The organism is Agromyces sp. LHK192 (assembly GCF_004006235.1).
Classification (GTDB): Bacteria; Actinomycetota; Actinomycetes; order Actinomycetales; family Microbacteriaceae; genus Agromyces.
The window spans coordinates 3,959,513-3,980,518 of record NZ_CP034753.1; the positions used below are offsets into that span (position 1 = coordinate 3,959,513).

A 21,006-nucleotide genomic window follows, 5' to 3' on the forward strand; every position below is an offset into this window, starting at 1 on the left:
GAAATGTCAGAGATACTTTCGCGTCGTCGGCTCGTCAAGTACGGTAAGCCTGCCGGGGATTCCCGCTCAATGCCTGCGGGCAAGGTCGAGAAACCCCGAACGAAACTTTCTAGCAGGCGAGACGAACGGAAGCCGCATGCGAGTCACGATCGCCGAGATCGCCGAGATGGCCGACGTCTCCGTGCCGACCGTCTCGAAGGTGTTGAACGGCCGCCCCGGCGTCTCGGCCGGCACCCGGGAGCGGGTCGCCGGACTGCTCGACGAACACGGCTACACGCGCCGCGGCGGCACCCGCCGGATCGGCCTGGTCGACTTCGTCATCGCCGACCTCTCGACCACGTGGGCGCACCAGCTCATCATCGGCGCCGAAGCCGAGGCGGCGCGTTCAGGGGTCGGACTCGTGATCACGTCGACGCACGGTCGACGCGCGGCCAACCGGCACTGGATCCGTCAGCTCTCCGCCCGGAAGTCCGACGGCATCGTGCTCGTCGTCTCCGAGCTGCATCCGGGCGCCGAGGCCGAGCTCGCCCGCCTCAACACCCCGATCGTGCTGATCGACTCGCACGGCGGCGCGGACTCGCAGGCGCCGATCGTGGCTGCGACGAACTGGGCGGGCGGGCTCTCGGCCACCGAGCACCTGCTCGAGCTCGGCCACCGCCGCATCGGCATCGTCACCGGCCCCGAGGCGCTCGCGTGCTCGCGCGATCGGCTCGACGGCTACCGCGCCGCGCTCGCCCGTGCCGGCGTCGAGTTCGACCCGGAGCTGGTCGTCTACGGCGACTTCCGCGTCTCGGGCGGGGTCGCCGGCGCCGAACGGCTGTTCGCCTCGGACGACCGCCCCACCGCGATCTTCGCCGGCAGCGACCACCAGGCCCACGGGGTCTACCTCGCGGCCCGCGAGGCCGGCCTGTCGATCCCCGGCGACCTGTCGGTCGTCGGGTTCGACGACGTCGACCTGTGCGAGTGGGTCGCACCCCGGCTCACGACGGTGCGGCAGCCGCTCGCCGACATGGCGCGTGAGGCGATGCGGATGGTGCTCGAGCTCGGCGACCCCGACGCCGCCGAGGTGCCGGGGCGCGTGGAGCTCGCGACGACCCTCATCGTGCGCGAGTCGACCGCCGCACCGAGGCCGAACCGTCCCGGGCTCGGGTAGCGGCCGGGCCTAGGGCGCCGGCGCCGACAGCCGCTCGATCAGCTCGTCGATGACCGTGCCGACGAGCCTCGGCATCTCGACCGCCTCGGGTTCGAGCAGCCACTGGAGCTGCAGGCCGTCCATCACCGCGATGAGCGTGGACGCCGCGTCGGTGAGCGCCTGCCCGTCGGTCGATCCGGTGACCTCGCCGAAGACGCCGGCGATCTTCGCGCGGAGGACGTGCGTGCGTTCGTGGAAGTAGTCGTGGGCGGGGTGGCCGTCGGCCACGGACTCGCCCGAGAGCACGGTGTACGCCTGCACGATGCCTCGGCGGGTGGTGTTCTCCTCGACGGTGTCGACGAGGTGCTGGAGGAACGCCGGGCCCTCGGTCTGCGCGCGTGCGGGGACGCCCGCGGCCTCCTCGCCGTCGCGGTACTGGAGCATCGCGACGAGCAGGCCCTCCTTCGAGCCGAAGTGGTGCAGCACGCCGGCGTGCGTCATGCCCGCCTCCTCGGCGATCTCGACGAGGGCGCCCTTGTGGTACCCGTGCGCGCCGAAGACCTTCATCGCGGCCTTCAGCACCGCCTCGCGGCGCTCGAGCGTGCGCGCCTGGGGGCGCTGTACGCGGTCGGCCGCCGGCTTGCTGCGCGCCCCGACCTGCGTGGTGTCTGCCAATTCCCGGTTCCCTTCGCACACGTCACGGATGCCTCGGGCGGCGTCCGCACGTCGAGTGCAGCATTCCACGCCGAGGGCGGATGACGCGAACCTTCCGCGTTATCGATTCGTGACCATACGGACTTACTTACATGTCAGTAAGTGTGCCACCATGATGCCGTCACCTCAACGACGAGACCGAAATGGAGTGCCGTGAGCTCGACGACCACCGCCCCCGGCGAGACCCTCGCCCCCGGCGCCGGCCCTGCAACAGGAGCCGCAGCCGCAGGCGAAGCGACCACCCCGGGTACGGACCCGGCCGCCCTCACCGCCATGCTCGGTCTCGACGACAAGGTCCGCCTGCTCACCGGCGCCTCCGCCTGGACCATCACCGAGCTCCCGCAGGTCGGGCTGCGCGCCATGACCGTCTCCGACGGACCGATCGGCGTCCGCGGCACCGGCGAGGACGGCCTCGCCTCCGCGCAGCTGCCGGCACCGAGCGCCACCGCCGCCACCTGGGACGTTCGCCTCCAGGCCGAACTCGGCGCGCTCATGGCCGCCGAGGCTCGCCGCAAGGGCATCGACGTGATCCTCGCCCCCGTCGTCAACCTCCAGCGCAGCCCGGTCGGCGGCCGGCACTTCGAGTGCCTCTCGGAGGACCCGCTGCTCACCGCCCGCCTCGCGGTCGCGTTCGTCGACGCGATCCAGGCCGGCGGCATCGGCACCTCCGTCAAGCACTTCGTCGGCAACGAGACCGAGACGGACCGCACCGAGTACCTCTCGCGCATCGACGAGCGGACGCTCCGCGAGGTCTACCTCGCACCGTTCGAGGCCGTCGTCGAAGCCGGCGTCTGGACGATCATGGCCGCCTACAACGGCCTCGCCCGAGACGGCGTCGAGCAGACCGCGACCGCGCACGGACCGCTGCTCGAGGGCATCCTCAAGGGCGAATGGGGGTTCGACGGCGTCGTCGTCAGCGACTGGCTCGCGACCAAGCACACGGCGGAGTCGGCGAACGCCGGCCTCGACCTCGTGATGCCCGGCCCCGGCGGTCCGTGGGGCGACGCCCTCGTCGCCGCCGTGCGCGCCGGCGAGGTCTCCGAGGCGACGATCGACGAGAAGGTCGAGCGGATCCTGCGCCTCGCCCAACGCGTCGGCGCCCTGAGCGGACTCCCCGGCACCGTCGAGCCCTACGACGCGCACGGCGCGACCGAGGACCCGGCGAGCGCCGAGACCGTCGCGCTCCTGCGCGAGGCCGCAGCGCGCTCGACCGTGGTGCTGCGCAACGACGGCGGGCTCCTGCCCGTCGACCCCGCGGCGAACGGCGGTCCGAAGCGCATCGCGCTCATCGGCCACAACGCCGTGCACCCGTTCACGCAGGGCGGCGGCAGCGCGTTCGTCACCCCGCCGCACGTGTCCGACCCGCTCACCGCGCTGCGCGCCGCGTACCCGCACGCGCAGGTCGACGTCCACCGCGGCGGCGCGACGACACTGAAGGCACCGCTCGTCGACTCGGCGGTGCTGCGCGCGCCCGACGGCGAGCCCGGCATCCGCATCGACGAACTCGACGCCGACGGCGCGCTCCTCGGCTCGCTGACCCTGCCCGACGCCGAGAGCCTGTGGTTCCCCGTCGTGCGCGGCGAGACGGCATCCGTCCGGCTCACGGTCGACCTCGTGCTCGAGGCGTCCGGTCGTCACGTGCTCGACCTCGGGCCCGTCGGCGCGCACCGCATCGCGGTCGACGGCGTCGAGCGCAGCGCCTCCGACCACGTCGTCGGCGCCGAGGTGATCCTCGACTCCAGCTACTCGAACCCTCCCCACGTCGAGGTCGACGTCGAGGTCGACGCCCCCCGCTCGGTGCGCGTCGAGGCCGACCTGCAGGTCGTCGACGGCGAGTCCTATGGGCGGTTCGTGCGGCTGCACTTCCGGCACCGCGTCCCCGGGCCGACGCTCGACGAGGAGATCGATGCCGCCGTCGCGGCAGCGGCCTCGGCCGACCTCGCGGTCGTCGTGGTCGGCACCAACCCCGAGACGGAGTCCGAGGGCTGGGACCGCCCCGACCTCGCACTGCCCGGCCGGCAGGACGAGCTGGTCCGCCGGGTCGGCGCCGCCAATCCCGCGACGGTCGTCGTCGTCAACGCCGGCGCGCCCGTCATCCTCCCCTGGCTCGACGAGGTGCCCGCCGCGCTCTGGTGGTGGCTGCCCGGCCAGGAGGCCGGCTCGTCGCTGGCCGCCGTGCTGACCGGCGAGATCGAACCGAGCGGCCGCCTGCCGTGGACCCTGCCCGCCGACGAGGCCGACGTGCCCGTGCCGAACGGAACCCCGGTCGCCGGGTACATCGACTACGCCGAGGGCGTGCACGTCGGGCACCGCGGCTGGGACCGCCTCGGCCGGACCCCGGCGCGAGAGTTCGGGTTCGGCCTCGGGTACACCGCGTGGGAGTACCGCTCGGTCGAGATCGAACCCGGCGACGGGGCATCCGCCCACGTCGTGGCGAACGTGACCATCGCCAACGTCGGCGACCGCGACGGCCGCGAGGTCGTGCAGGCCTACCTCGAACCGCCCGCGACTCCGCCCGCATCGGATGCCTCCGCCGAGGCATCCGACCGCCCCGTCCGCGTCCTCGCCGGCTTCGCCGTCGCCGACGTCGCAGCCGGCGCCCAGACCACCGTCCGCATCGAGATCGCGCGCCGCGCGTTCGAGGTGTGGGACGTCGACCGCTCCGCGTGGCACCTGCCGCACGGAGAGTACCTGCTCCGGATCAGCCGCTCGAGCCGGGACCTGCGCCTCGCAGTTCCGGTGACGGTGGATGACCGGGCACCCCTGTAATACCGAGCGTCCTGCTCACCTCACAATAGAACGAATGCAAGGAGGCATTGACATGCGTACGAAGCGCATCCTGGCCGCCGGGGCCGTCCTGGTCGCGGCCGGCCTGGTGTTCACCGGCTGCAGCGGCGACACGAGCGGTGGCGACACCGGCACGAAGGTGCTCACCGTCGGCATGCCGAACGGACCGCAGCAGGAGAACCAGAACCCGCTGGCCACCGGATCGGCATCGCTGTCGCTCGGCTACGCGTTCGCGGTCTACGAGTCCCTGATGCAGGTCAACGAGATCGACCCGACCGCGCCGCCGACGCCCTGGCTCGCCGAATCGGTCGAGTGGAACGAAGACTCGACGCAGGCGATCATCACCGCACGCGACGGCGTCAAGTGGTCGGACGGCACCGAGTTCACGGCCGACGACATCGCGTTCTCGATCGAGCTCCGCAAGGACAACCCCGAGCTCAACATCGACTTCCCCGACCAGTACGGCGACATCACGGTCGACGGCAACCAGGTCAGCGTCGACTTCACGACCGGCCAGTACGTCAACCAGGTGAAGCTGCTCAAGCTGCTCATCGTCCCCAAGCACATCTGGGAGAACGAGGACGCGGTGAACTTCGCCAACAAGGAGATGATCGGCACCGGCCCGTTCAAGCTCAAGACCTTCACGCCGCAGGCCGTCACGCTCGAGCCCAACGCCGACTACTGGGGCGAGAAGCCCAAGGTCGCGCAGCTGCGCTACGACGCGTTCAACGACAACGCGGGTCTCACGACCGCCCTCACCACCGGTGAGGCGCAGTGGGGCTGGACGTTCATCCCCGACTACGAGGAGACGTTCATCGCGAAGAACCCCGAGCACTACCACCAGGTCGCGGGCGGCGGCTTCGGCGTCGACGTGCTGTACCTCAACAACGAGACCAAGCCGTTCAACGACGTCGCGTTCCGCACGGCGCTGAACATGGTCATCGACCACGCCGACATCACCGAGACCGCGGGCTACGGCGTGTGGCCCGAGATCACCAGCGTGACCGGCATGCCGCAGCCGTCGGGCGACGCGTTCATCTCCGACGCCTACTCGGGCCAGGAGATGGAGGTCGACGTGGAGGGCGCCCGCCAGGTGCTCACCGACGCCGGCTACACGTGGGACGGCGACGCACTCGTCGACCCGTCGGGCGAGAAGGTCTCGTTCAAGCTGACCAACCCGAGCGGCTGGACCGACTACCTCGACGCGCTCGCGATCATCGCCGAGGGCGCGGCCGAGCTCGGCGCCGAGGCGACCGTCGACGCGATCGTGCAGGACACGTGGTTCAACGACACCATCCCGTTCGGCAACTTCCAGGCGTCGCTGCACTGGACCGACGGCGGTTCGACCCCGTGGAACATGTACTCGAACATCATGGACGGCGCCTCGTACGTGCCGCTCGGCGAGACCGCGAACTGGAACTTCGGCCGCTACAAGAACGACGACGTCACCGCCGCGCTCGCGACCTACAAGGCCGCGACGAGCGACGAGGAGCGCCAGGCCGCGCTCGACCTGGTGCAGCAGCACTACGTCGAGGACGTGCCCGGCATCGTGATCTGGTCGCGGCCCGCGGTCGCCCAGTACTCGACCGTGAACTACACGGGCTTCCCGACGGCCGAGGACCCGTACGCCAACCCGCAGCCCACGGGCCCGCAGGCGGCGCTGATCCTCTCCAAGCTCGTCCCCACCGAGTAACATCCCCTCCCCAGGTGCGGCGGGCGCCCCCTGCGCCCGCCGCACCACCCCTTTCGCACCACCCCTTTCGCACCACCCCTTCGCACCACCTCTCCGCACCATCCGTTCCCACCATCCCGACGACGCGAGGCGCACCATGACCCCACGCAGCAGGCCCGACGACGACGAGGTCGTCCTCCGGGCGGTCGACCTGAAGAAGCACTTCAAGCTCCGCGGCATCCGCACCCGCGACGTCGTCCACGCCGTCGACGGCGTGAGCTTCGAACTCCGCCGCGGCCGTGTGCTCGCCCTCGTCGGCGAGTCCGGCTCGGGCAAGTCGACGATCGCGCGGCTCCTCGCGCAGCTGATGCCGCTCACCGACGGCCAGCTCCTGCTGCACGGGCAGGATGCCCGGGCCCGCGGCCGCCGCGCCTTCCGACGCTACGTCGGGCGCGTGCAGATGATCTTCCAGGACCCGTTCGGGTCGCTGAATCCCATCAACACGGTGCGCTACACGCTCACCCGGAGCCTGCGGATCCACCGCGGCAACCTCCGCGGCGGCGACCTCGAGCAGGCGCTCGCGGACCTGCTCGAACGCGTGCGACTCACTCCCGCCGAGCGCTACGTCGACAAGTTCCCGCACGAGCTCTCCGGCGGACAGCGCCAGCGCGTCGCCATCGCCCGCGCCCTGGCCGCCGAGCCCGAGGTGCTCCTCGCCGACGAGCCGATCTCGATGCTCGACGTGTCGATCCGCCTCGGCATCCTGAACCTCCTGCAGGACCTGCGCGACCGGCTCCACATCGCGATCCTGTACATCACGCACGACATCGCCTCGGCCCGCTACTTCGCCGACCGCACGATGGTCATGTACGCGGGCCGCATCGTCGAATCCGGCGACTCCGAGTCGGTCACCCAGGATCCGAAGCATCCGTACACGCAGCTGCTCGTGCGCTCGGCGCCCGACCCCGACGACCTCGAGGCGCGCGCGCACGGCGCGCGCGGCGAGGCCCCGAGCCTGGTGCGGCCCCCGAGCGGATGCCGCTTCAACCCGCGCTGCCCGTTCGCCACCGAGCTGTGCCGCACCGAGGCGCCGCCGTTGCTGCCGGTCGGCACGGGTGCCGGCGGCGAGCCGCGCGAGGCCGCCTGCTGGGGCTACTCCGACCGCCCCGACCGTCCCGTGCTCAGCGACATCGCGGAGGCGCTCGCATGAGGTTCTTCATCCGCCGCGGGCTCTTCTACGTGATCACGTTCTGGGCCGCCGTCACGATCAACTTCTTCATCCCGCGCATCATGCCCGGCGACCCGGTCAGGGCGCTGATCGCGAAGAACCAGGGCCGCATCTCGACCGACGCCGAGGCGGCGCTGCGCACCCTGTTCGGCCTCGACCAGGACACGACGCTCTGGCAGCAGTACCTCGACTACTGGGGCCTGCTGCTGCGCGGCGACCTCGGCATCTCGTTCACGTACTTCCCGACACCGGTCTCCGACGTGATCGCGCAGGCGCTGCCGTGGACCATCGGGCTCGTGGGCGTCGCGACGATCCTGAGCTTCACGATCGGCACGCTGATCGGCACCGGCATCGGCTGGCGCCGCGGCACGTGGGCCGACTCGCTGCTGCCCATCTCGACGTTCTTCTCCGCGGTGCCCTACTTCTGGCTGGCGCTCATCGCGATCTCGATCTTCTCGGTCGCGCTCGGCTGGTTCCCCGCGTCGGGAAGCTACGACCGTTCGCTGATCCCGGCGTTCAACTGGGAGTTCATCAGCTCGGTGATCTACTACGCGTTCCTGCCGGCGATGACGATCATCGTCTCCTCGATCTCGGGCTGGATCCTCGGCATGCGCAACATGATGGTGACGGTCTCGTCCGAGGACTACGTCACGGTCGCCCAGGCGAAGGGCCTGTCGGAGCGGGCCGTCATGTTCGGCTACGCCGCGCGCAACGCGATCCTGCCGCAGGTGTCGAGCTTCGCGCTGTCGCTCGGCTTCATCGTCGGCGGCACGCTCGTCATGGAGATCGTGTTCTCGTACCAGGGCATCGGGTACTACCTGTTCACCGCGGTCGCGGCGAAGGACTACCCGCTGATGCAGGGCATCTTCCTCGTCATCACCGTCGCGGTGCTGTTCGCGAACATCGTCGCCGACATCGTCTACGGATTCCTCGATCCCCGCACCCGGCAGGAGGGCTGACCATGACGATCGACACCAGCATCGTCGAGGAGACCGAGGAGCTGTCGAAGCCCTCGCAGACGCCCATGACCGGTGCCGTCGCCGCCTCGCGGCGGCAGCGGCGCGGCGCGGGCGGCAAGCCGCGCAAGTTCCTCTTCATGCGGAACACCAAGGCCCTCACGGGCCTCGCGATCCTCGGGTTCTTCCTCGTGATCGCCGTCATCGGCCCGTGGATCGCCCCCTACGACCCGAGCGCGCGCAGCGAGGACGTGCTGCAGCCGCCGTCGTGGGAGCACCTGTTCGGCACGACCCACCTCGGGCAGGACGTCTTCTCGCAGATCGTCGTCGGTACCCGCGGCGTCATCGTCGTCGGCTTCGTCGCCGGCATCCTCGCGACCGCGATCGGCGTGCTCGTGGGCGTGACCGCGGGCTACGTCGGCGGCCTCGGCGACGAGACGCTCTCGGTGCTCGCGAACGTGTTCCTCGTGATCCCGCAGCTGCCGCTCATCATCATCATCGCGGGCCAGCTGCCCTCGGTGGGCGGCGTCACCGTCGCGGTCGTCATCGCGATCACCGGATGGGCGTGGGGTGCCCGGGTGCTGCGCGCCCAGACGCTCTCGCTGCGGCGCCGCGACTTCGTCGAGGCGGCCCGGGCGAATGGCGAGCGCACCTGGCGCATCATCACGCGGGAGATCCTGCCGAACCTCACCGCGATCATCGCCTCCGGGTTCGTCGGGACCGTCAGCTTCGCGGTGCTGTCGCTCATCACCCTGTCGTTCATCGGCATCGGCAACACGGGCGAGTGGAACTGGGGCACGGTGCTCTACCAGGCGCAGTCCCAGCTCGCCCTGCAGCGCGGCGCGTGGTGGTGGTTCGTGCCGGCCGGCCTGTGCATCGCTCTGCTCGGCATGGCGCTCACCCTCATCAACTTCGGCATCGATGAGTTCGTGAACCCCAGGCTCCGGTCGACCGGGCTCAATGCGAAGTCGCTGCGCAAGCGGGGCATCCGCCCGCGCATCGGGTTCACCCCGGTCGTGCGCGAGGCGCCGACCGCGGCAGCCGCACCCGCCGCACCCGCAGCTTCAGCCGCACCCGCCGACCCGGATGCCCGCGCCGACAGGAAGGACGGCTGATGACGCTCACCACTCCCGGAGCGGCCGGCGCCCTCGCCCCGGTCGCCGACCCCGTGCTCGAGATCCGCAACCTCTCGGTCGACTACGGCTACGACGACGAGCCCGTGCACGTGCTTCGCGACGTCTCGCTCTCGCTCGGTCGCGGCGAGGTGCTGGGCCTGGCCGGCGAGTCCGGCTGCGGCAAGTCGACGCTCGCGTACGCCGCGACCCGGCTCCTGCCGCCGCCCGGGCTCATCACCGGCGGCGAGGTGCTCTTCACCGACCGAGACGGCCGGCGCACCGACATCCTGCGCCTCGACGACCGGTCGCTGCGCGAGTCGCGCTGGCAGGACCTCGCGATCGTGTTCCAGGGCGCGATGAACTCGCTGAGCCCCGTCTACCGGATCGGCCGGCAGATCGCCGACGGCATCCTCGCGCACCGGCCCGCCATGTCGAAGGCGGACGCGATGGAGCGGGCGGCCGAACTGCTCGAGCTCGTCGGCATCTCGCCCGACCGCCTGAAGGCCTACCCGCACCAACTGTCGGGCGGCATGCGCCAGCGCGTGATGATCGCGATGGCCCTCGCCCTCGAGCCGCAGGTGCTGATCATGGACGAGCCGACCACGGCCCTCGACGTCGTCATGCAGCGCCAGATCGTCGAGCAGATCGCCGAGCTGCGCGAACGCCTCGGCTTCTCGGTCATCTTCATCACGCACGACGTGTCGCTGCTGATCGAGATCGCCGACCGCATCGCGATCATGTACGCGGGCGAGATCGTCGAGGATGCCGCATCCCTCGACGTGTACCAGCGGCCGAGGCATCCGTACTCGTCGGCGCTGCTGCACTCGTTCCCGCCGCTGCGCGGGCCGCGGCGCGAGCTCACCGGCATCCCGGGTTCGCCGCCCGACCTGGCGCGCCTGGGCGGCGGATGCCACTTCGCCGACCGCTGCGCCTTCGCGTGGGACGCGTGCGCGACGCTGGCTCCCCGGTTGACGCCGACGGATGTCTCGGGCGACGACGCCGGTCGCTCGGTCGCGTGCCTGCGGCACGAGCCGGAACGCGTCGCGGCCGCCGGGTTCGAGCCGATGCCGGTTCCCGAGGAGCTCGCGCTGTAGCGATCGGTCAGCCGCGCGGCCAGGACTCGACGAACCGCGTGAGCAGGCGGGCGAACTCGGCGCGCTCGGCGTCGGTGAACCCGGCGAGCGCCGACTCGATCGCCGAACGGCGACGGTCGAGGGTCGTGTGCAGCGCGGCGCGGCCCGCTTCGGTGAGCACGAGGATGCTCCGGCGCGCGTCCGCGGGGTCGGCTTCGCGCCGCACCTGACCGGCATGGACCGCGGCCTGCGCCAGCCGGCTCGCCCGCGGCTGATCGACGCCGACGTGCTCGGCCAGGTCGCTCACCGAGCTCGGTCCGTGCGCGTCGAGTGCCGCCAGCAGGCGCAGGGCCGCCTGCCCTCCGCGGGCACCGGGGCCGCGACCTCGCGGCACGCGGTCGTCGTCGTGTCCGTGATGGTGCGGCCCGAACGGCCCGCCTTCGGCGTGCCCGGCACCCCCGGGCCCGGGCCCCCATGGGCCTGGGCCGTACGCGCCCGGCTCCCAGGGGCCGGGCACCCATGGGCCTGGATTCCACGGCCCGGGATTCCCGGCCGCGCCGCCGTCACCCGACGAGCCGTCGCCCGCGCGTGGGCCGCGCCCGCGCCGCCAGCCCGGCCCTCCCGGCCCGCGCGGCCCGCCGGGCCCCCGGCCGCGGAGGGCGCCGAGGGCCGATGCGATCTCGGCCACCGGGTCGGAACCTGAGGGTTCTCCGGGAGCCGCTTGACGTTCCTCCGACATGCATGTCATGCTACATATACATGTAATAAGGCATGCAAATGATCGCGCATCGCGCGCCGGGCACCGGGAGGTGCACCGAGAAAGGAACCACCATGAACACCGAGAACCACGAGAACCAGGGCCACGAGCCCGAGCAGGACCACACGCACCACGACCGGACCGGCGACTCCACCGGGTCGCCCGACGCTCGCGTCGGCCGCCGTCCCTTCGGCTTCTGGCTGAAGCTCGTCGACCGGCAGCTCTCCGAGCAGATGGGCGAGCTCTTCGCCGCCGACGGCATCACCCGCGGCGACTGGCGTGCGCTCAACCTGATCGCCGGCGTCGCCGACGACGAGCGACGCGCCGAGCGCCTCCGCCGCCACCCCGAGTTGCTCGACCGCCTGATCGAGCTCGGCTGGGTCGTCGGCGAACCGCCGCAGCTCACCGACGCCGGCATCGAGGCGCGCGACCGGCTCGAGGCATCCGTCTCGTCGCTGCGCGAGCGCATCGCCGGCGCGGTGTCGGAGGAGGACTTCGCCACCACGCTGCGCACGCTCGAGGCCGTCGCGCGCGAGCTCGGCTGGGACGAGTCGCAGCGCATGCCCCGCGGCGGTCGCGGGGGCCGCGGGTTCGGCCGTCGGCACGGGTTCGGGCGCCGCGGCTTCGGCCACGGCCACCCCGGCTTCGGGCCGCGTCCGGGCTTCGGCCCGCGTCCCGGGTTCGACGCCCGCCCCGACTTCGGGTTCGGGCCGCAGGCCGGCCCGGGGCACCCCGGATTCGGGCCGCACGCCGGCCACGGCCACCCGGGCTTCGGGCGTGGTGCGGCACCGCGTGACGTGCACGTCCACGTCCACGTCCACGAGGGCCGCGCCGGCAAGCCCGGCAAGCGCCGCGAGCGCGGAACCCGCGGCGGCTGGGCCGACGCCCAGGACTGAGGCTCCATCCGCACGACGTGGCCGGCGATCCCCGTGGATCGCCGGCCACGGTCGCCTCTGCCCACGGGCGATCCGACCGGCGAGTCGTCGGCGGCCGGTCCGGCTCAGTCGGCCGTGGTCCCCCCGAACTCGGCGTCGGTGTACGGCACGAGCCGCACGAGGAGGTCGAACAGGCGCGAGAGGTCGGCGCGATCGATCGCCGGCAGCGCCATCGTCGCGCCGATCACGACGAGGTGCGGAAGCAGGGCCGCGGTGCGCGCGTCGGCCGGGTCGTCGACGAGTCCGGTCCACATCGCCTCGAGCGCCTCGTAGCGCGCGCGATCCACGCGTGCCATGGCGGCCCTGGCGTCGTCGTCCTGGAACGCCCAGGCGCGCACGGCGGTCTCGAGCGGCTGGTCGAGCAGGTCGGTGGCGCGCTCGCCGAGCAGCGCGAGCGCATCGGCGGGCGATCGATCGGTCGCCTCCGCGACGACGCCCGCCAGCGCCGCGGCCGACCGCTCCTCGAACGCGCCGAGCACGGCCCGGCGGAAGTCCGGCGCACCCGCGAAGTGGTGGTGGAACGATCCCTTCGTGAGCCCGAGCCTCGCGGCGATGCGGTCGGTGCGCACGCCGGGCGCGCCCTGCTCCGCGAGGATGCGGAGCCCCTCTTCGATCCAGGCATCCCGTGTCGACATGACCGAAGCCTAGCATCCGTCCGTACCATACGGTATGGTATGGCGCAGATCGGAGGCATCCATGATGCTCGCATTCCCCGACCCCGTCTGGCCGGTCCTCGTGCTCGCGCTCATCTGCCTGGGCGACGCCCTGCTCTGCCTCAAGCCCGTGGCATTCATCGCCGCGTGCTTCGAGGACGTCGGCTTCCCGCGCCGCCACTGGTGGATCATGCCGTGGATCAAGTTCGCCGCGACCGCCGGGCTCGTGCTCGGCGTGTGGATCCCGTACCTCGGCGCCCTCACCACCGTGTGCCTGGTCGTCTACTTCGTCGTCGCGATCTCGATGCACCTCCGCGCGCGCGACTTCGGCCGCAACCTCTTCGTCAACGCGACCGGCATGCTCGTGATCTGCGTCGCCGTGCTGCTCTGGTGCTTCCTGCTCTGACTGCATGATGCGGACCCGCCGCCGACGCGACGGGCTCGAGGCATCCGCTACCGGCGCAGCTCGTCTGCGTTCGAGAGCTTCTGCGCGATCGCGATCGGGATGATCGACACGACGACGAGCACGACCGCGATGACGGCGACGATCGGCGCCTGGTTGGGCCGGAACATGTTGTTCAGGATGAAGATGGGCAGGGTCGTGACGCCCGAGCCCGCGGTGAACGTCGTCACGATGATCTCGTCGAAACTCAGCGCGAACGCGAGCAGGCCGCCCGCGAGCAGGGCCGACCGGAGCTGCGGGAACGTGACCAGCCGGAACGTCGTCCACACACCCGCGCCGAGGTCCGCCGACGCCTCCTCGAGGTTCACGCCGAGCCGGCGCAGTCGCGCGATCACGTTGTTGAACACGGTCACGATGCAGAACGTCGCGTGCGCGATCACGACCGTCCAGATCGACAGCGGCACGCCCATGATCGTGCGGAAGAAGTTGTTCAGCGCGATACCGGTGATGATGCCCGGCAGCGCGATCGGCAAGATCACGAGCAGGCTGATCGCGTCGCGGCCGAAGAACGCGAATCGCTGGAGCGCGAGTGAGATGAGCGTGCCGAGCACGAGCGAGATCGCCGTCGCGATGAGCGCGATCACGACGCTCGTGGCGATCGCCTCGAGCGCACCCGCGCTCTGGAACGCGCGGCCCCACCACTCGAGGGTGAACCCGGGCGGCGGCCACGACAGCGACGTCGACGTCGAGAACGAGTTCACGAGCACGACGAACAGGGGCACGTAGACGACCACGAGGATGAGCGCGGTCACGATGCCGAGGGTGACGCGAGCGGTCTTGCTGAGACGCATCCGGATGCCCCTAGAGGTTGTCGAGCGCACCGGTGCGGCGCACGAGGAACAGGTAGCCGAAGATGATCACGATCGGTATGAGCGCGATCGCGGCGGCCAGCGGCAGGTTGTTGGCCGTGCCGACGTTCGTGTAGACGAGGTTGCCGAGCATCTGGTTGGTGCCGCCGACGATGTTGACCGTGATGTAGTCGCCGAGCGACAGCGAGAAGCTGAAGATCGTGCCGGCGATGATCGCCGGCAGGGCGAGGGGGAGCACCACCAGGCGCATGGTCGACCACGTCTTCCCGCCCAGGTCGCCGGATGCCTCCAGCAGCGAGTCGGGCACGCGTTCGAGCCCGGCGTAGATCGGCAGGATCACGTACGGCAGCCACAGGTAGCTGAGCGTGATGATCGTCGCCGGCAGCCCGTAGCCGGGGGTGTGGCCGCCGAACGGCGCGACCAGCCACTCGAGGATGCCGTCCTGCGAGAGCACCGACCGCCAGGCGTAGGCCTTGACGAGGTAGCTCGCCCAGAGCGGCGTGAGCACCATGACGAGGAGCACGCGCTGCATCCGCGGCGTCGCGACCTTCGCCATGAAGAACGCGATCGGCAGCGCAAGGGCGACATCGATCAGGGTCACGGCGAGCGCGACGCCGAGCGTGCGCAGCGTGACCGTCTGGTACAGCGACCCGGTGACGACCTCGACGATGTTGTCGAACGTGAACTGGGTCGTGATCTCGCCGGTGAAGCTGTCGACCGACCAGAACGCCGTGACGAGCAGCAGCGCGAGCGCGACGATGTAGACCAGTCCGAGCCAGAACAGCGGGGCGGTGAGCAACAGCGTCAGCCGAGCGCGCGGGTGGGTCGCCAGGAAGGCGGAGCCCGCCCTCGCCACGGAGTTCGTCGTCATGCATGCCTCTCGGTTCGGATGCCGGTCGGATCGGATGCCGGTCGGATCGGATGCCCGTCGGATCGGATGCCCGTCGAGGGTCGAGCGGCGCACGTCGCGGCGCCGCTCGACCCCGGCGCGGGCGTCAGCCCTTGATCTCCTGCCAGGCCTGGGTCCAGTCGGCGTAGTCGGTGCACTCGACGTCGGTTCGACCGTCGAGGCATTCGGCGATCGGCGTCGTCCAGTACCAGATCTGCGACGCGTACTCGGCGTCACCGGCGTGGTAGGCCTCGCAGTCGTCGCGGAAGTCGCACGCGGCCTCGCTCGACGGCGCCTCGCCGAAGTACGCGGTCGCGGCGGCGTTCGCCTCGGGGGAGGCGATGTAGTCGAGCCACGCGTACGCGCAGTTCGGGTTCTTCGCCTCGGACGCGATCATCCACGTGTCGCTCCAGCCCGTCGTGCCCTCCTCGGGCAGCACGACCGCCGTCGGCGCACCCTCGGACTCGAGGACGTTCTGGATGACCTGCCAGCTCGTGCCGACCACGGAGTCGCCGGTCGTGAACGCCTGGATCTCCTTCAGGTAGTCGCTCCAGTACTCGCCGACCGACTCGCGCTGCACCTCGAGCAGGTCGACCGCGGCGGCCAGCTGCTCCTCGTCGAGCGAGTACGGGTTCTCGATGCCGAGCTCGGGGTTGTGCGCCATCAGGTACACCGCGGCATCCGCGATGTAGATCGGCGAGTCGTACGCGGTGACCTTGCCCGCGTTCGCCGATGCCCCGTCGAACACCACGTCCCACGAGGTGGGCGCCTCGGGGAACACCTCGGTGTTGTACATGAGGAGGTTGGCGCCGTAGCCGTGCGGCACGCCGTAGGGCTCGCCGTCGACCGAGTTCCACGGCTGGTCCTTCAGGAAGTCGTAGATGCCGTCGTAATTCGGGATGAGCTCCGTGTTGACCGGCGCGACGTCGCCGGCGGCGATGAGCCGCAGGGTCGCGTCGCCCGACGCGGAGACCACGTCGTAGTCGCCGGTCTTCATGAGGTTCAGCGCCTCGTCGGAGGTGCCGAAGGTCTTGGTGGTGACCTCGCAGCCGGTCTCCTCGGTGAACGGGGTGACCCAGTCGACGGCCGGGTCGGTGGAGCCGTCCTCGACGTAGCCGGGCCACGCGAGGAGCGAGACCTGGCCCTCCATCTCGCCGAGTTCGTCGGCGGCATCGCCGCCGCCGCCGTCGCCGCCTCCGCCGGAGGTTCCGCAGGCGGTGAGCAGCGCGACCGAGGCGATCGCGAGGCCGACCGTCGCGCCGCGGCGCGCGGTTCGCATTCGCATCATGGTTTTCTCCTTGTTCTCTGTGGTGCAGGCCGTGTGGTGCGGTGGTGCGTCGGTGCATCCGATGCATCCGGTGCCGGATGTCACCCCGAGATGCCGGGCAGCACCTCGAGCCCGAGGGGTACGACGTCGTCGTCGTGCCAGGAGACGACGACGCGGTCGCCGCGCTCGTCGTCGTGCACGCGGTTGCGGGCGTTCTGCTCGAGCACGGTCACCCGTGGTCCGTCGTCGAGGTCGACGACGAGTCGGATGCCGCTGCCCACGTAGATGACCTCGGCCACCGTGCCGGGGGCGTTGCGGACGCCGTCGCCGGTCAGCCCCCCGGCGCTGACGGTGAGCTTCTCGGGGCGGAGCGAGTGGTGACCGTCGCGGCCGATGAGCACGGGCGAGTGCTCGTGGTCGAACAAGTTGGAGGTGCCGACGAAGTCGGCGACGAAGCGCGACGTCGGCCGCTCGTAGAGCTCGGCCGGGGTGCCGAGCTGCTCGATCCGCCCGGCGTTGAACACCGCGATCCGGTCGGAGAGGGTGAGCGCCTCCTCCTGGTCGTGCGTCACGAAGATGAACGTGATGCCGAGGTCGCGCTGGATCTGCTTGAGCTCGACCTGCATCTGCTCGCGGAGCTTGAGGTCGAGCGCGCCGAGCGGCTCGTCGAGGAGCAGCACCTTGGGCTGGACGACGGTGGCGCGGGCGAGCGCGACGCGCTGGCGCTGTCCGCCCGAGAGTTGCGACGGCTTGCGTGCCGCGTAGCCGTCGAGCCGCACGCTCGCGAGCGCCCGCATCGCGCGTTCGTTGCGCTCCTTCCTGCCGATGCCGCGGACGCGCAGCCCGTAGGCGACGTTGTCGAGCACGTTCATGTGCGGGAACAGCGCGTAGTCCTGGAACACGGTGTTCACGTCGCGCTCGAAGGGGGCCTTGCGGGTGACGTCCTGCCCGAAGAGCTCGATGGTGCCCCCGGTGGGCTGTTCGAAGCCCGCGATGAGCCGCAGCACGGTCGTCTTCCCCGAGCCCGAGGGGCCGAGCATCGAGAAGAACTCGCCGGCGGCGATTTCGAGGTCGACCCCGTCGACCGCGGTGACGGCGCCGAACTCCTTCGTGAGACCGGTGAGCCGGATCGCCGGCTGATCGTCGGGCATGGCCTGCTCCTTCGGATGTCGCATCGGTGCGGGTGTTCAAAATCATATGGATCCAGATGTCTACCGCCAGACGTTCGTGTTACGGTCGGGTCACAGATTTCGAGGACGCAGCACACGAGGAACGATCAGGGGGTCGGATGCCTCAGGCCACCGGTCGCGCCGACGCCACGCGCGCCGTCGTGTTCTCACCCCTCGACGGCGCCGGCCGCGCCGCCCTCGTGGAACAGCGCCTGACCGACGCGATCGTCGCCGGCGTCCTCCGCGACGGCGAGCGGCTGCCCAGCGAGTCCGACCTCGCCCGGAGCCTCGGCGTCGCCGTCGTCACCGCCCGCGAGGCGCTCGAATCGCTTCGCGAGCACGGCCTGGTGCGGACGCGCCGCGGACGCGACGGGGGCAGCTTCGTCACCTACGACCGCGAGACGTCGCTGCGCATGATCGACGAACGCGTCCGCGCCCTCAGCCGCATCGAATTGCGCGACCTCGCGCTGCACGCCACGGCGATCGCGGCGATGGCGGCCGAGGTCGCCGCCGACCGCGCCAGCGAGGACGACCTCGAGGGCCTCGTCGAGATCGACGCCAGGGCCGACCTCGCGACCGCGGGCGGTGCCCGGCGCGCCGCGGGCCGGTTCCAGCTCGAGGTCGCCGCGGTCAGCCAATCGCCTCGGCTCGTCCAGGAGGAACTGCGGCTGCAGGCGGAAGCCGGCCCGTTGCTCTGGCTCTGCCTGCGCGAGCAGGAGTACCGTGACCGCAGCAGGGAGGTTCGCCTCGAGGTGATCGATGCGATCCGAGCCGTCGATCCCGAACGGGCCAGGCTCGCGACCGCGGCGCACCTCCAGGCGGCGGTCGAGTGGCTGGTCGACGAGAAGGCTCGGCTCGAGGCATCCGACCCCGGCGAACGGAACGGAGGGTCCAGCGCATGACCGTGACCGTCGAACTCGGCGCCGCGCAGGTCGCCGCGCGAGTGGCATCCACCATCGATCCGGTGTTCTCGATGATCGACGGCTGGCGCGACCGCCTGGTCGACCGGCTCGCGGCCGACGCCGATCCGGCGGCCGCGACCCTGGACCCGTTCGTCGAGGCCCTGGTCGGCGACGCCCTCGAGGAACCCGGCAGCCTCATCACCGGGGCGGGGTTCGTCGCCGCGCCCGGGTACCTCGCCGACGCGCCGTGGCACCTCGCCTGGTGGCTGGGCGCCGCGAACACGTTCGGGGCGGGGTCGGGCGTGCGCCGACTCGCCGCGGAGAGCGATCCGGACGCCGAGCAGTTCCGCGACTACACCGCGCTCGAATGGTGGCGCGTGCCCGCACGCACCGGCAACCGGCACCTGACCGGTCCGTACGTCGACTACCTCTGCACCGACGACTACACGGTCACGATCACCACGCCCGTCACGATCCGCGGCGAGCTGGTCGGCGTGGTCGGCGTGGACCTCTACGTGGTCCGGGTCGAGCAGGCGCTGCTGCCCGTGCTGCGCGAATCGGCGCGGCCGTGCACCCTCGTCAACGCGTCGGGACGCATCACGGTGTCGACGGATTCGCGCCGCGCGACCGGCGCGATGCTGCGGATCGAGGGTCTCGCCGCGGCGCTCGCGCCGCTTCGCGAGGGTGAGGGCCGGGTCGACGACGCGACGGATGCCTCGCGCCCGCCGGCGCTGCTCGTGGACGGCGAGATCGTCGTGCCGTGCGGCGACACCTCGCTCGCCCTCGTGCTGGAGGCGTGAGGGCTCAGCCGCTCGCGGTCGCGGCGCCGGCGGTGAGCAGGGATTCGGCGATCTCGGGGTCCGCGCCGAGCGCCAGCAGTCGGTCCCGGTACGCGCGCCGGGCGCGGCGGTACGCGTCGCGGTCGTCGCCGAGCACGGCGGTCATGTTCATCCATTCGAAGATGCCCTGCGCCTCGAACGCGAACTGGTCGGGGTCGTCGATGCCCGGCAGCTCGCCGGCCTCGTGCGCGAGCCGGGCCTGGTTCGCCAGGTATCCGAGCCAGAGATCCAGTTGCGCGGCGATCGCGTCGCGCACCGGGCCGGGCTTGCTGTGGAAGTCGGCGGCCGAAGCCGAGAAGAAGCAGCCGCCGGGAAAGACGCGGTCCTCCGAGTAGGCGATCACCCGGTCGAGCAGCGCGGCGACCCGGCGGACGCCGTGCGGGTGCACGCGCGCCGGCAGCACCACCGTCTCGGTGAACCGCTCCCCCGCGGTCTGCACGGCGGCGAGCTGCAGCCGCTCCTTGGTGCCGAACAGCGTCGCGACACTCGACTTGCTGAGCTCGGCGGCGAGCGCGATGCGGCCGATCGAGATCTGGTCGAGTCCCTCGAGCGACGCGAGGTCGACCGCGTGGGCGAGCACGGTGCGTCGCGTCGCGTCGCCGCGTGCGCGGCGACCGTCGACGGCGACTTCGGTCTGCTCCATCCCTTTACTCTACGCACGATCGTGCGTAAAGTGTGCTGCATCTAACAATACATACGATCGTTCGTATTGATTTCCATCTCTGATCGGAGCAGCATCGTGGGACCCACCGTCATCGCCACCGTCACGGCCGCCCGCGCGGCCGAGCGCGTCTCGCCCCGCGCGGCAGCCGCCATCGCTCTCCCGCTCTTCATGCGGTCGCTGCCGACGCAGCGCGTGCGCGAGCACGACCGCGGCGTGCACGAGCAGGCGCGCCGCTCCACGATCCGGGTCCGCGGCCGCGACCTCGCCGCCTACGAATGGGGCACCGGAGCCGACACGATCCTGCTCGCGCACGGGTGGCGCGGACGTGCCTCGCAGTTCGCGCCCGTCATCCGCGAACTGCGGGCCGAGGGCTTCCGCCTGGTGGCGTTCGACGCACCCGCCAACGGCGACTCGCCGGGCCGCCGCACCGACATCAACGACTGGGTCGGGGCGATCGAGGCGTTGCAGTCGCGGCACGGAGGCTTCCATTCGGTCGTCGGGCACTCGTTCGGCGCACTCGCGGCGCACACCGCCGTGCGCGGGGGCACTGCGACCGGCTCGGTCGTCGCGGTCGCGGGCGTCTCGTCTGCGCGCTACCTGATCGACGCGTTCGCCGCGGGCATCGGCGTCGGCCGGGCCACCGCCGACGCGATCGGGGAGGCGTTCGTGCGCCGGGTGTTCCCTCGTGACGACGACCGCGCGATCTGGGACCGGTACGACGCCGCCGCGCATCCGCTGCCTACCGGGGTGCCGCTCCTCGTCGTGCACGACGAGGGCGACCGCGAGGTGGTGGTCGGCCAGGGGCGTCGCCTGCACGACGCCCACGACGACCGCTCCCGACTCGTGATCACCTCGGGATCGGGGCACACCCGCGTCCTTGGATCGGATGCCGCGCTCGACGCGATCACCGCGTTCATGCTCGACGGACTGCCCGGCGTGGACGCCGTCCGGGAGGAGCGGGCGGCGCGGCTACCCTGAGGGC

At 71.3% G+C, this 21,006-nt stretch carries 20 protein-coding genes; 12 read left to right on the forward strand and 8 right to left on the reverse strand.

The features are described 5' to 3' along the window. Positions 1–136: 136 nt before the first annotated feature. Entirely contained in the window at positions 137–1,153 is a 1,017-nt protein-coding gene (locus ELQ40_RS18010; protein WP_127794927.1) for a LacI family DNA-binding transcriptional regulator, read from the forward strand. A gap of 9 nt (positions 1,154–1,162) precedes the next feature. On the opposite strand, the gene ELQ40_RS18015 is transcribed toward ELQ40_RS18010, so the two are convergent. Then, positions 1,163–1,807 (reverse strand): TetR/AcrR family transcriptional regulator, encoded by a 645-nt coding sequence (locus ELQ40_RS18015; RefSeq protein ID WP_127794928.1) that lies wholly within the window; start codon positions 1,805–1,807, stop codon positions 1,163–1,165. Positions 1,808–1,999: 192 nt separating this feature from the next. Between ELQ40_RS18015 and ELQ40_RS18020 the strand changes: the two genes are divergently transcribed. The 6 genes from ELQ40_RS18020 to ELQ40_RS18045 all read left to right on the forward strand — a co-directional run bounded on the left by ELQ40_RS18020 (position 2,000) and on the right by ELQ40_RS18045 (position 10,698). Next, positions 2,000–4,615: a beta-glucosidase gene (locus ELQ40_RS18020; protein WP_240665860.1), complete on the forward strand. Its 2,616-nt coding sequence runs from the start codon at positions 2,000–2,002 to the stop codon at positions 4,613–4,615. 52 nt (positions 4,616–4,667) lie between these two features. Beyond that, on the forward strand, positions 4,668–6,326 hold the full coding sequence (locus ELQ40_RS18025; protein WP_127794929.1) for an ABC transporter substrate-binding protein: 1,659 nt from the start codon (positions 4,668–4,670) through the stop codon (positions 6,324–6,326). A gap of 136 nt (positions 6,327–6,462) precedes the next feature. Next, a complete protein-coding gene (locus tag ELQ40_RS18030) occupies positions 6,463–7,515 on the forward strand; it encodes an ABC transporter ATP-binding protein (protein WP_127794930.1) in 1,053 nt (350 codons plus the stop codon). After that, entirely contained in the window at positions 7,512–8,492 is a 981-nt protein-coding gene (locus tag ELQ40_RS18035; RefSeq protein ID WP_127794931.1) for an ABC transporter permease, read from the forward strand. Before ELQ40_RS18030 ends, ELQ40_RS18035 begins: the two co-directional genes overlap by 4 nt. A gap of 65 nt (positions 8,493–8,557) precedes the next feature. Further along, positions 8,558–9,604: an ABC transporter permease gene (locus ELQ40_RS18040; protein WP_370296798.1), complete on the forward strand. Its 1,047-nt coding sequence runs from the start codon at positions 8,558–8,560 to the stop codon at positions 9,602–9,604. After that, positions 9,604–10,698, forward strand: a complete 1,095-nt coding sequence (locus tag ELQ40_RS18045) for an ABC transporter ATP-binding protein (RefSeq protein ID WP_127794933.1) — start codon at positions 9,604–9,606, stop codon at positions 10,696–10,698. Before ELQ40_RS18040 ends, ELQ40_RS18045 begins: the two co-directional genes overlap by 1 nt. A 7-nt stretch (positions 10,699–10,705) precedes the next feature. Here the strand turns inward: ELQ40_RS18045 and ELQ40_RS18050 are convergent, their stop codons facing one another. Continuing rightward, positions 10,706–11,071, reverse strand: coding sequence for a MarR family winged helix-turn-helix transcriptional regulator (locus ELQ40_RS18050; RefSeq protein ID WP_240665861.1), 366 nt, complete (start codon positions 11,069–11,071; stop codon positions 10,706–10,708). A gap of 437 nt (positions 11,072–11,508) precedes the next feature. Between ELQ40_RS18050 and ELQ40_RS18055 the strand changes: the two genes are divergently transcribed. Then, positions 11,509–12,330: a MarR family winged helix-turn-helix transcriptional regulator gene (locus ELQ40_RS18055; protein WP_127794934.1), complete on the forward strand. Its 822-nt coding sequence runs from the start codon at positions 11,509–11,511 to the stop codon at positions 12,328–12,330. A 104-nt stretch (positions 12,331–12,434) separates the two neighbouring features. Here the strand turns inward: ELQ40_RS18055 and ELQ40_RS18060 are convergent, their stop codons facing one another. Further along, positions 12,435–13,004: a TetR/AcrR family transcriptional regulator gene (locus tag ELQ40_RS18060; protein ID WP_127794935.1), complete on the reverse strand. Its 570-nt coding sequence runs from the start codon at positions 13,002–13,004 to the stop codon at positions 12,435–12,437. 61 nt (positions 13,005–13,065) lie between these two features. Between ELQ40_RS18060 and ELQ40_RS18065 the strand changes: the two genes are divergently transcribed. Then, on the forward strand, positions 13,066–13,428 hold the full coding sequence (locus ELQ40_RS18065) for a DoxX family protein (protein WP_240665862.1): 363 nt from the start codon (positions 13,066–13,068) through the stop codon (positions 13,426–13,428). 47 nt (positions 13,429–13,475) lie between these two features. On the opposite strand, the gene ELQ40_RS18070 is transcribed toward ELQ40_RS18065, so the two are convergent. From ELQ40_RS18070 to ELQ40_RS18085, 4 genes are all read right to left on the reverse strand, one after another. Then, positions 13,476–14,276: an ABC transporter permease gene (locus tag ELQ40_RS18070; protein WP_127794936.1), complete on the reverse strand. Its 801-nt coding sequence runs from the start codon at positions 14,274–14,276 to the stop codon at positions 13,476–13,478. Between the two features lie 10 nt (positions 14,277–14,286). Beyond that, positions 14,287–15,165, reverse strand: a complete 879-nt coding sequence (locus tag ELQ40_RS18075) for an ABC transporter permease (protein ID WP_127794937.1) — start codon at positions 15,163–15,165, stop codon at positions 14,287–14,289. Positions 15,166–15,289: 124 nt separating this feature from the next. Then, on the reverse strand, positions 15,290–16,471 hold the full coding sequence (locus tag ELQ40_RS18080) for an ABC transporter substrate-binding protein (protein WP_127794938.1): 1,182 nt from the start codon (positions 16,469–16,471) through the stop codon (positions 15,290–15,292). 80 nt (positions 16,472–16,551) lie between these two features. After that, a complete protein-coding gene (locus ELQ40_RS18085; protein ID WP_127794939.1) occupies positions 16,552–17,601 on the reverse strand; it encodes an ABC transporter ATP-binding protein in 1,050 nt (349 codons plus the stop codon). Between the two features lie 137 nt (positions 17,602–17,738). On the opposite strand from ELQ40_RS18085, the gene ELQ40_RS18090 reads away from it, so the two are divergent. After that, the gene (locus tag ELQ40_RS18090) at positions 17,739–18,521 is read left to right on the forward strand and encodes a FadR/GntR family transcriptional regulator (RefSeq protein WP_164863697.1); all 783 of its coding nucleotides are present in this window, start codon (positions 17,739–17,741) and stop codon (positions 18,519–18,521) included. Continuing rightward, positions 18,518–19,321: a hypothetical protein gene (locus tag ELQ40_RS18095; RefSeq protein WP_127794941.1), complete on the forward strand. Its 804-nt coding sequence runs from the start codon at positions 18,518–18,520 to the stop codon at positions 19,319–19,321. Before ELQ40_RS18090 ends, ELQ40_RS18095 begins: the two co-directional genes overlap by 4 nt. Positions 19,322–19,325: 4 nt before the next feature. On the opposite strand, the gene ELQ40_RS18100 is transcribed toward ELQ40_RS18095, so the two are convergent. Continuing rightward, positions 19,326–20,003, reverse strand: a complete 678-nt coding sequence (locus tag ELQ40_RS18100; RefSeq protein ID WP_127794942.1) for a TetR/AcrR family transcriptional regulator — start codon at positions 20,001–20,003, stop codon at positions 19,326–19,328. A gap of 96 nt (positions 20,004–20,099) precedes the next feature. Between ELQ40_RS18100 and ELQ40_RS18105 the strand changes: the two genes are divergently transcribed. Continuing rightward, positions 20,100–21,002, forward strand: a complete 903-nt coding sequence (locus ELQ40_RS18105) for an alpha/beta fold hydrolase (protein WP_127794943.1) — start codon at positions 20,100–20,102, stop codon at positions 21,000–21,002. Positions 21,003–21,006: the final 4 nt, after the last annotated feature.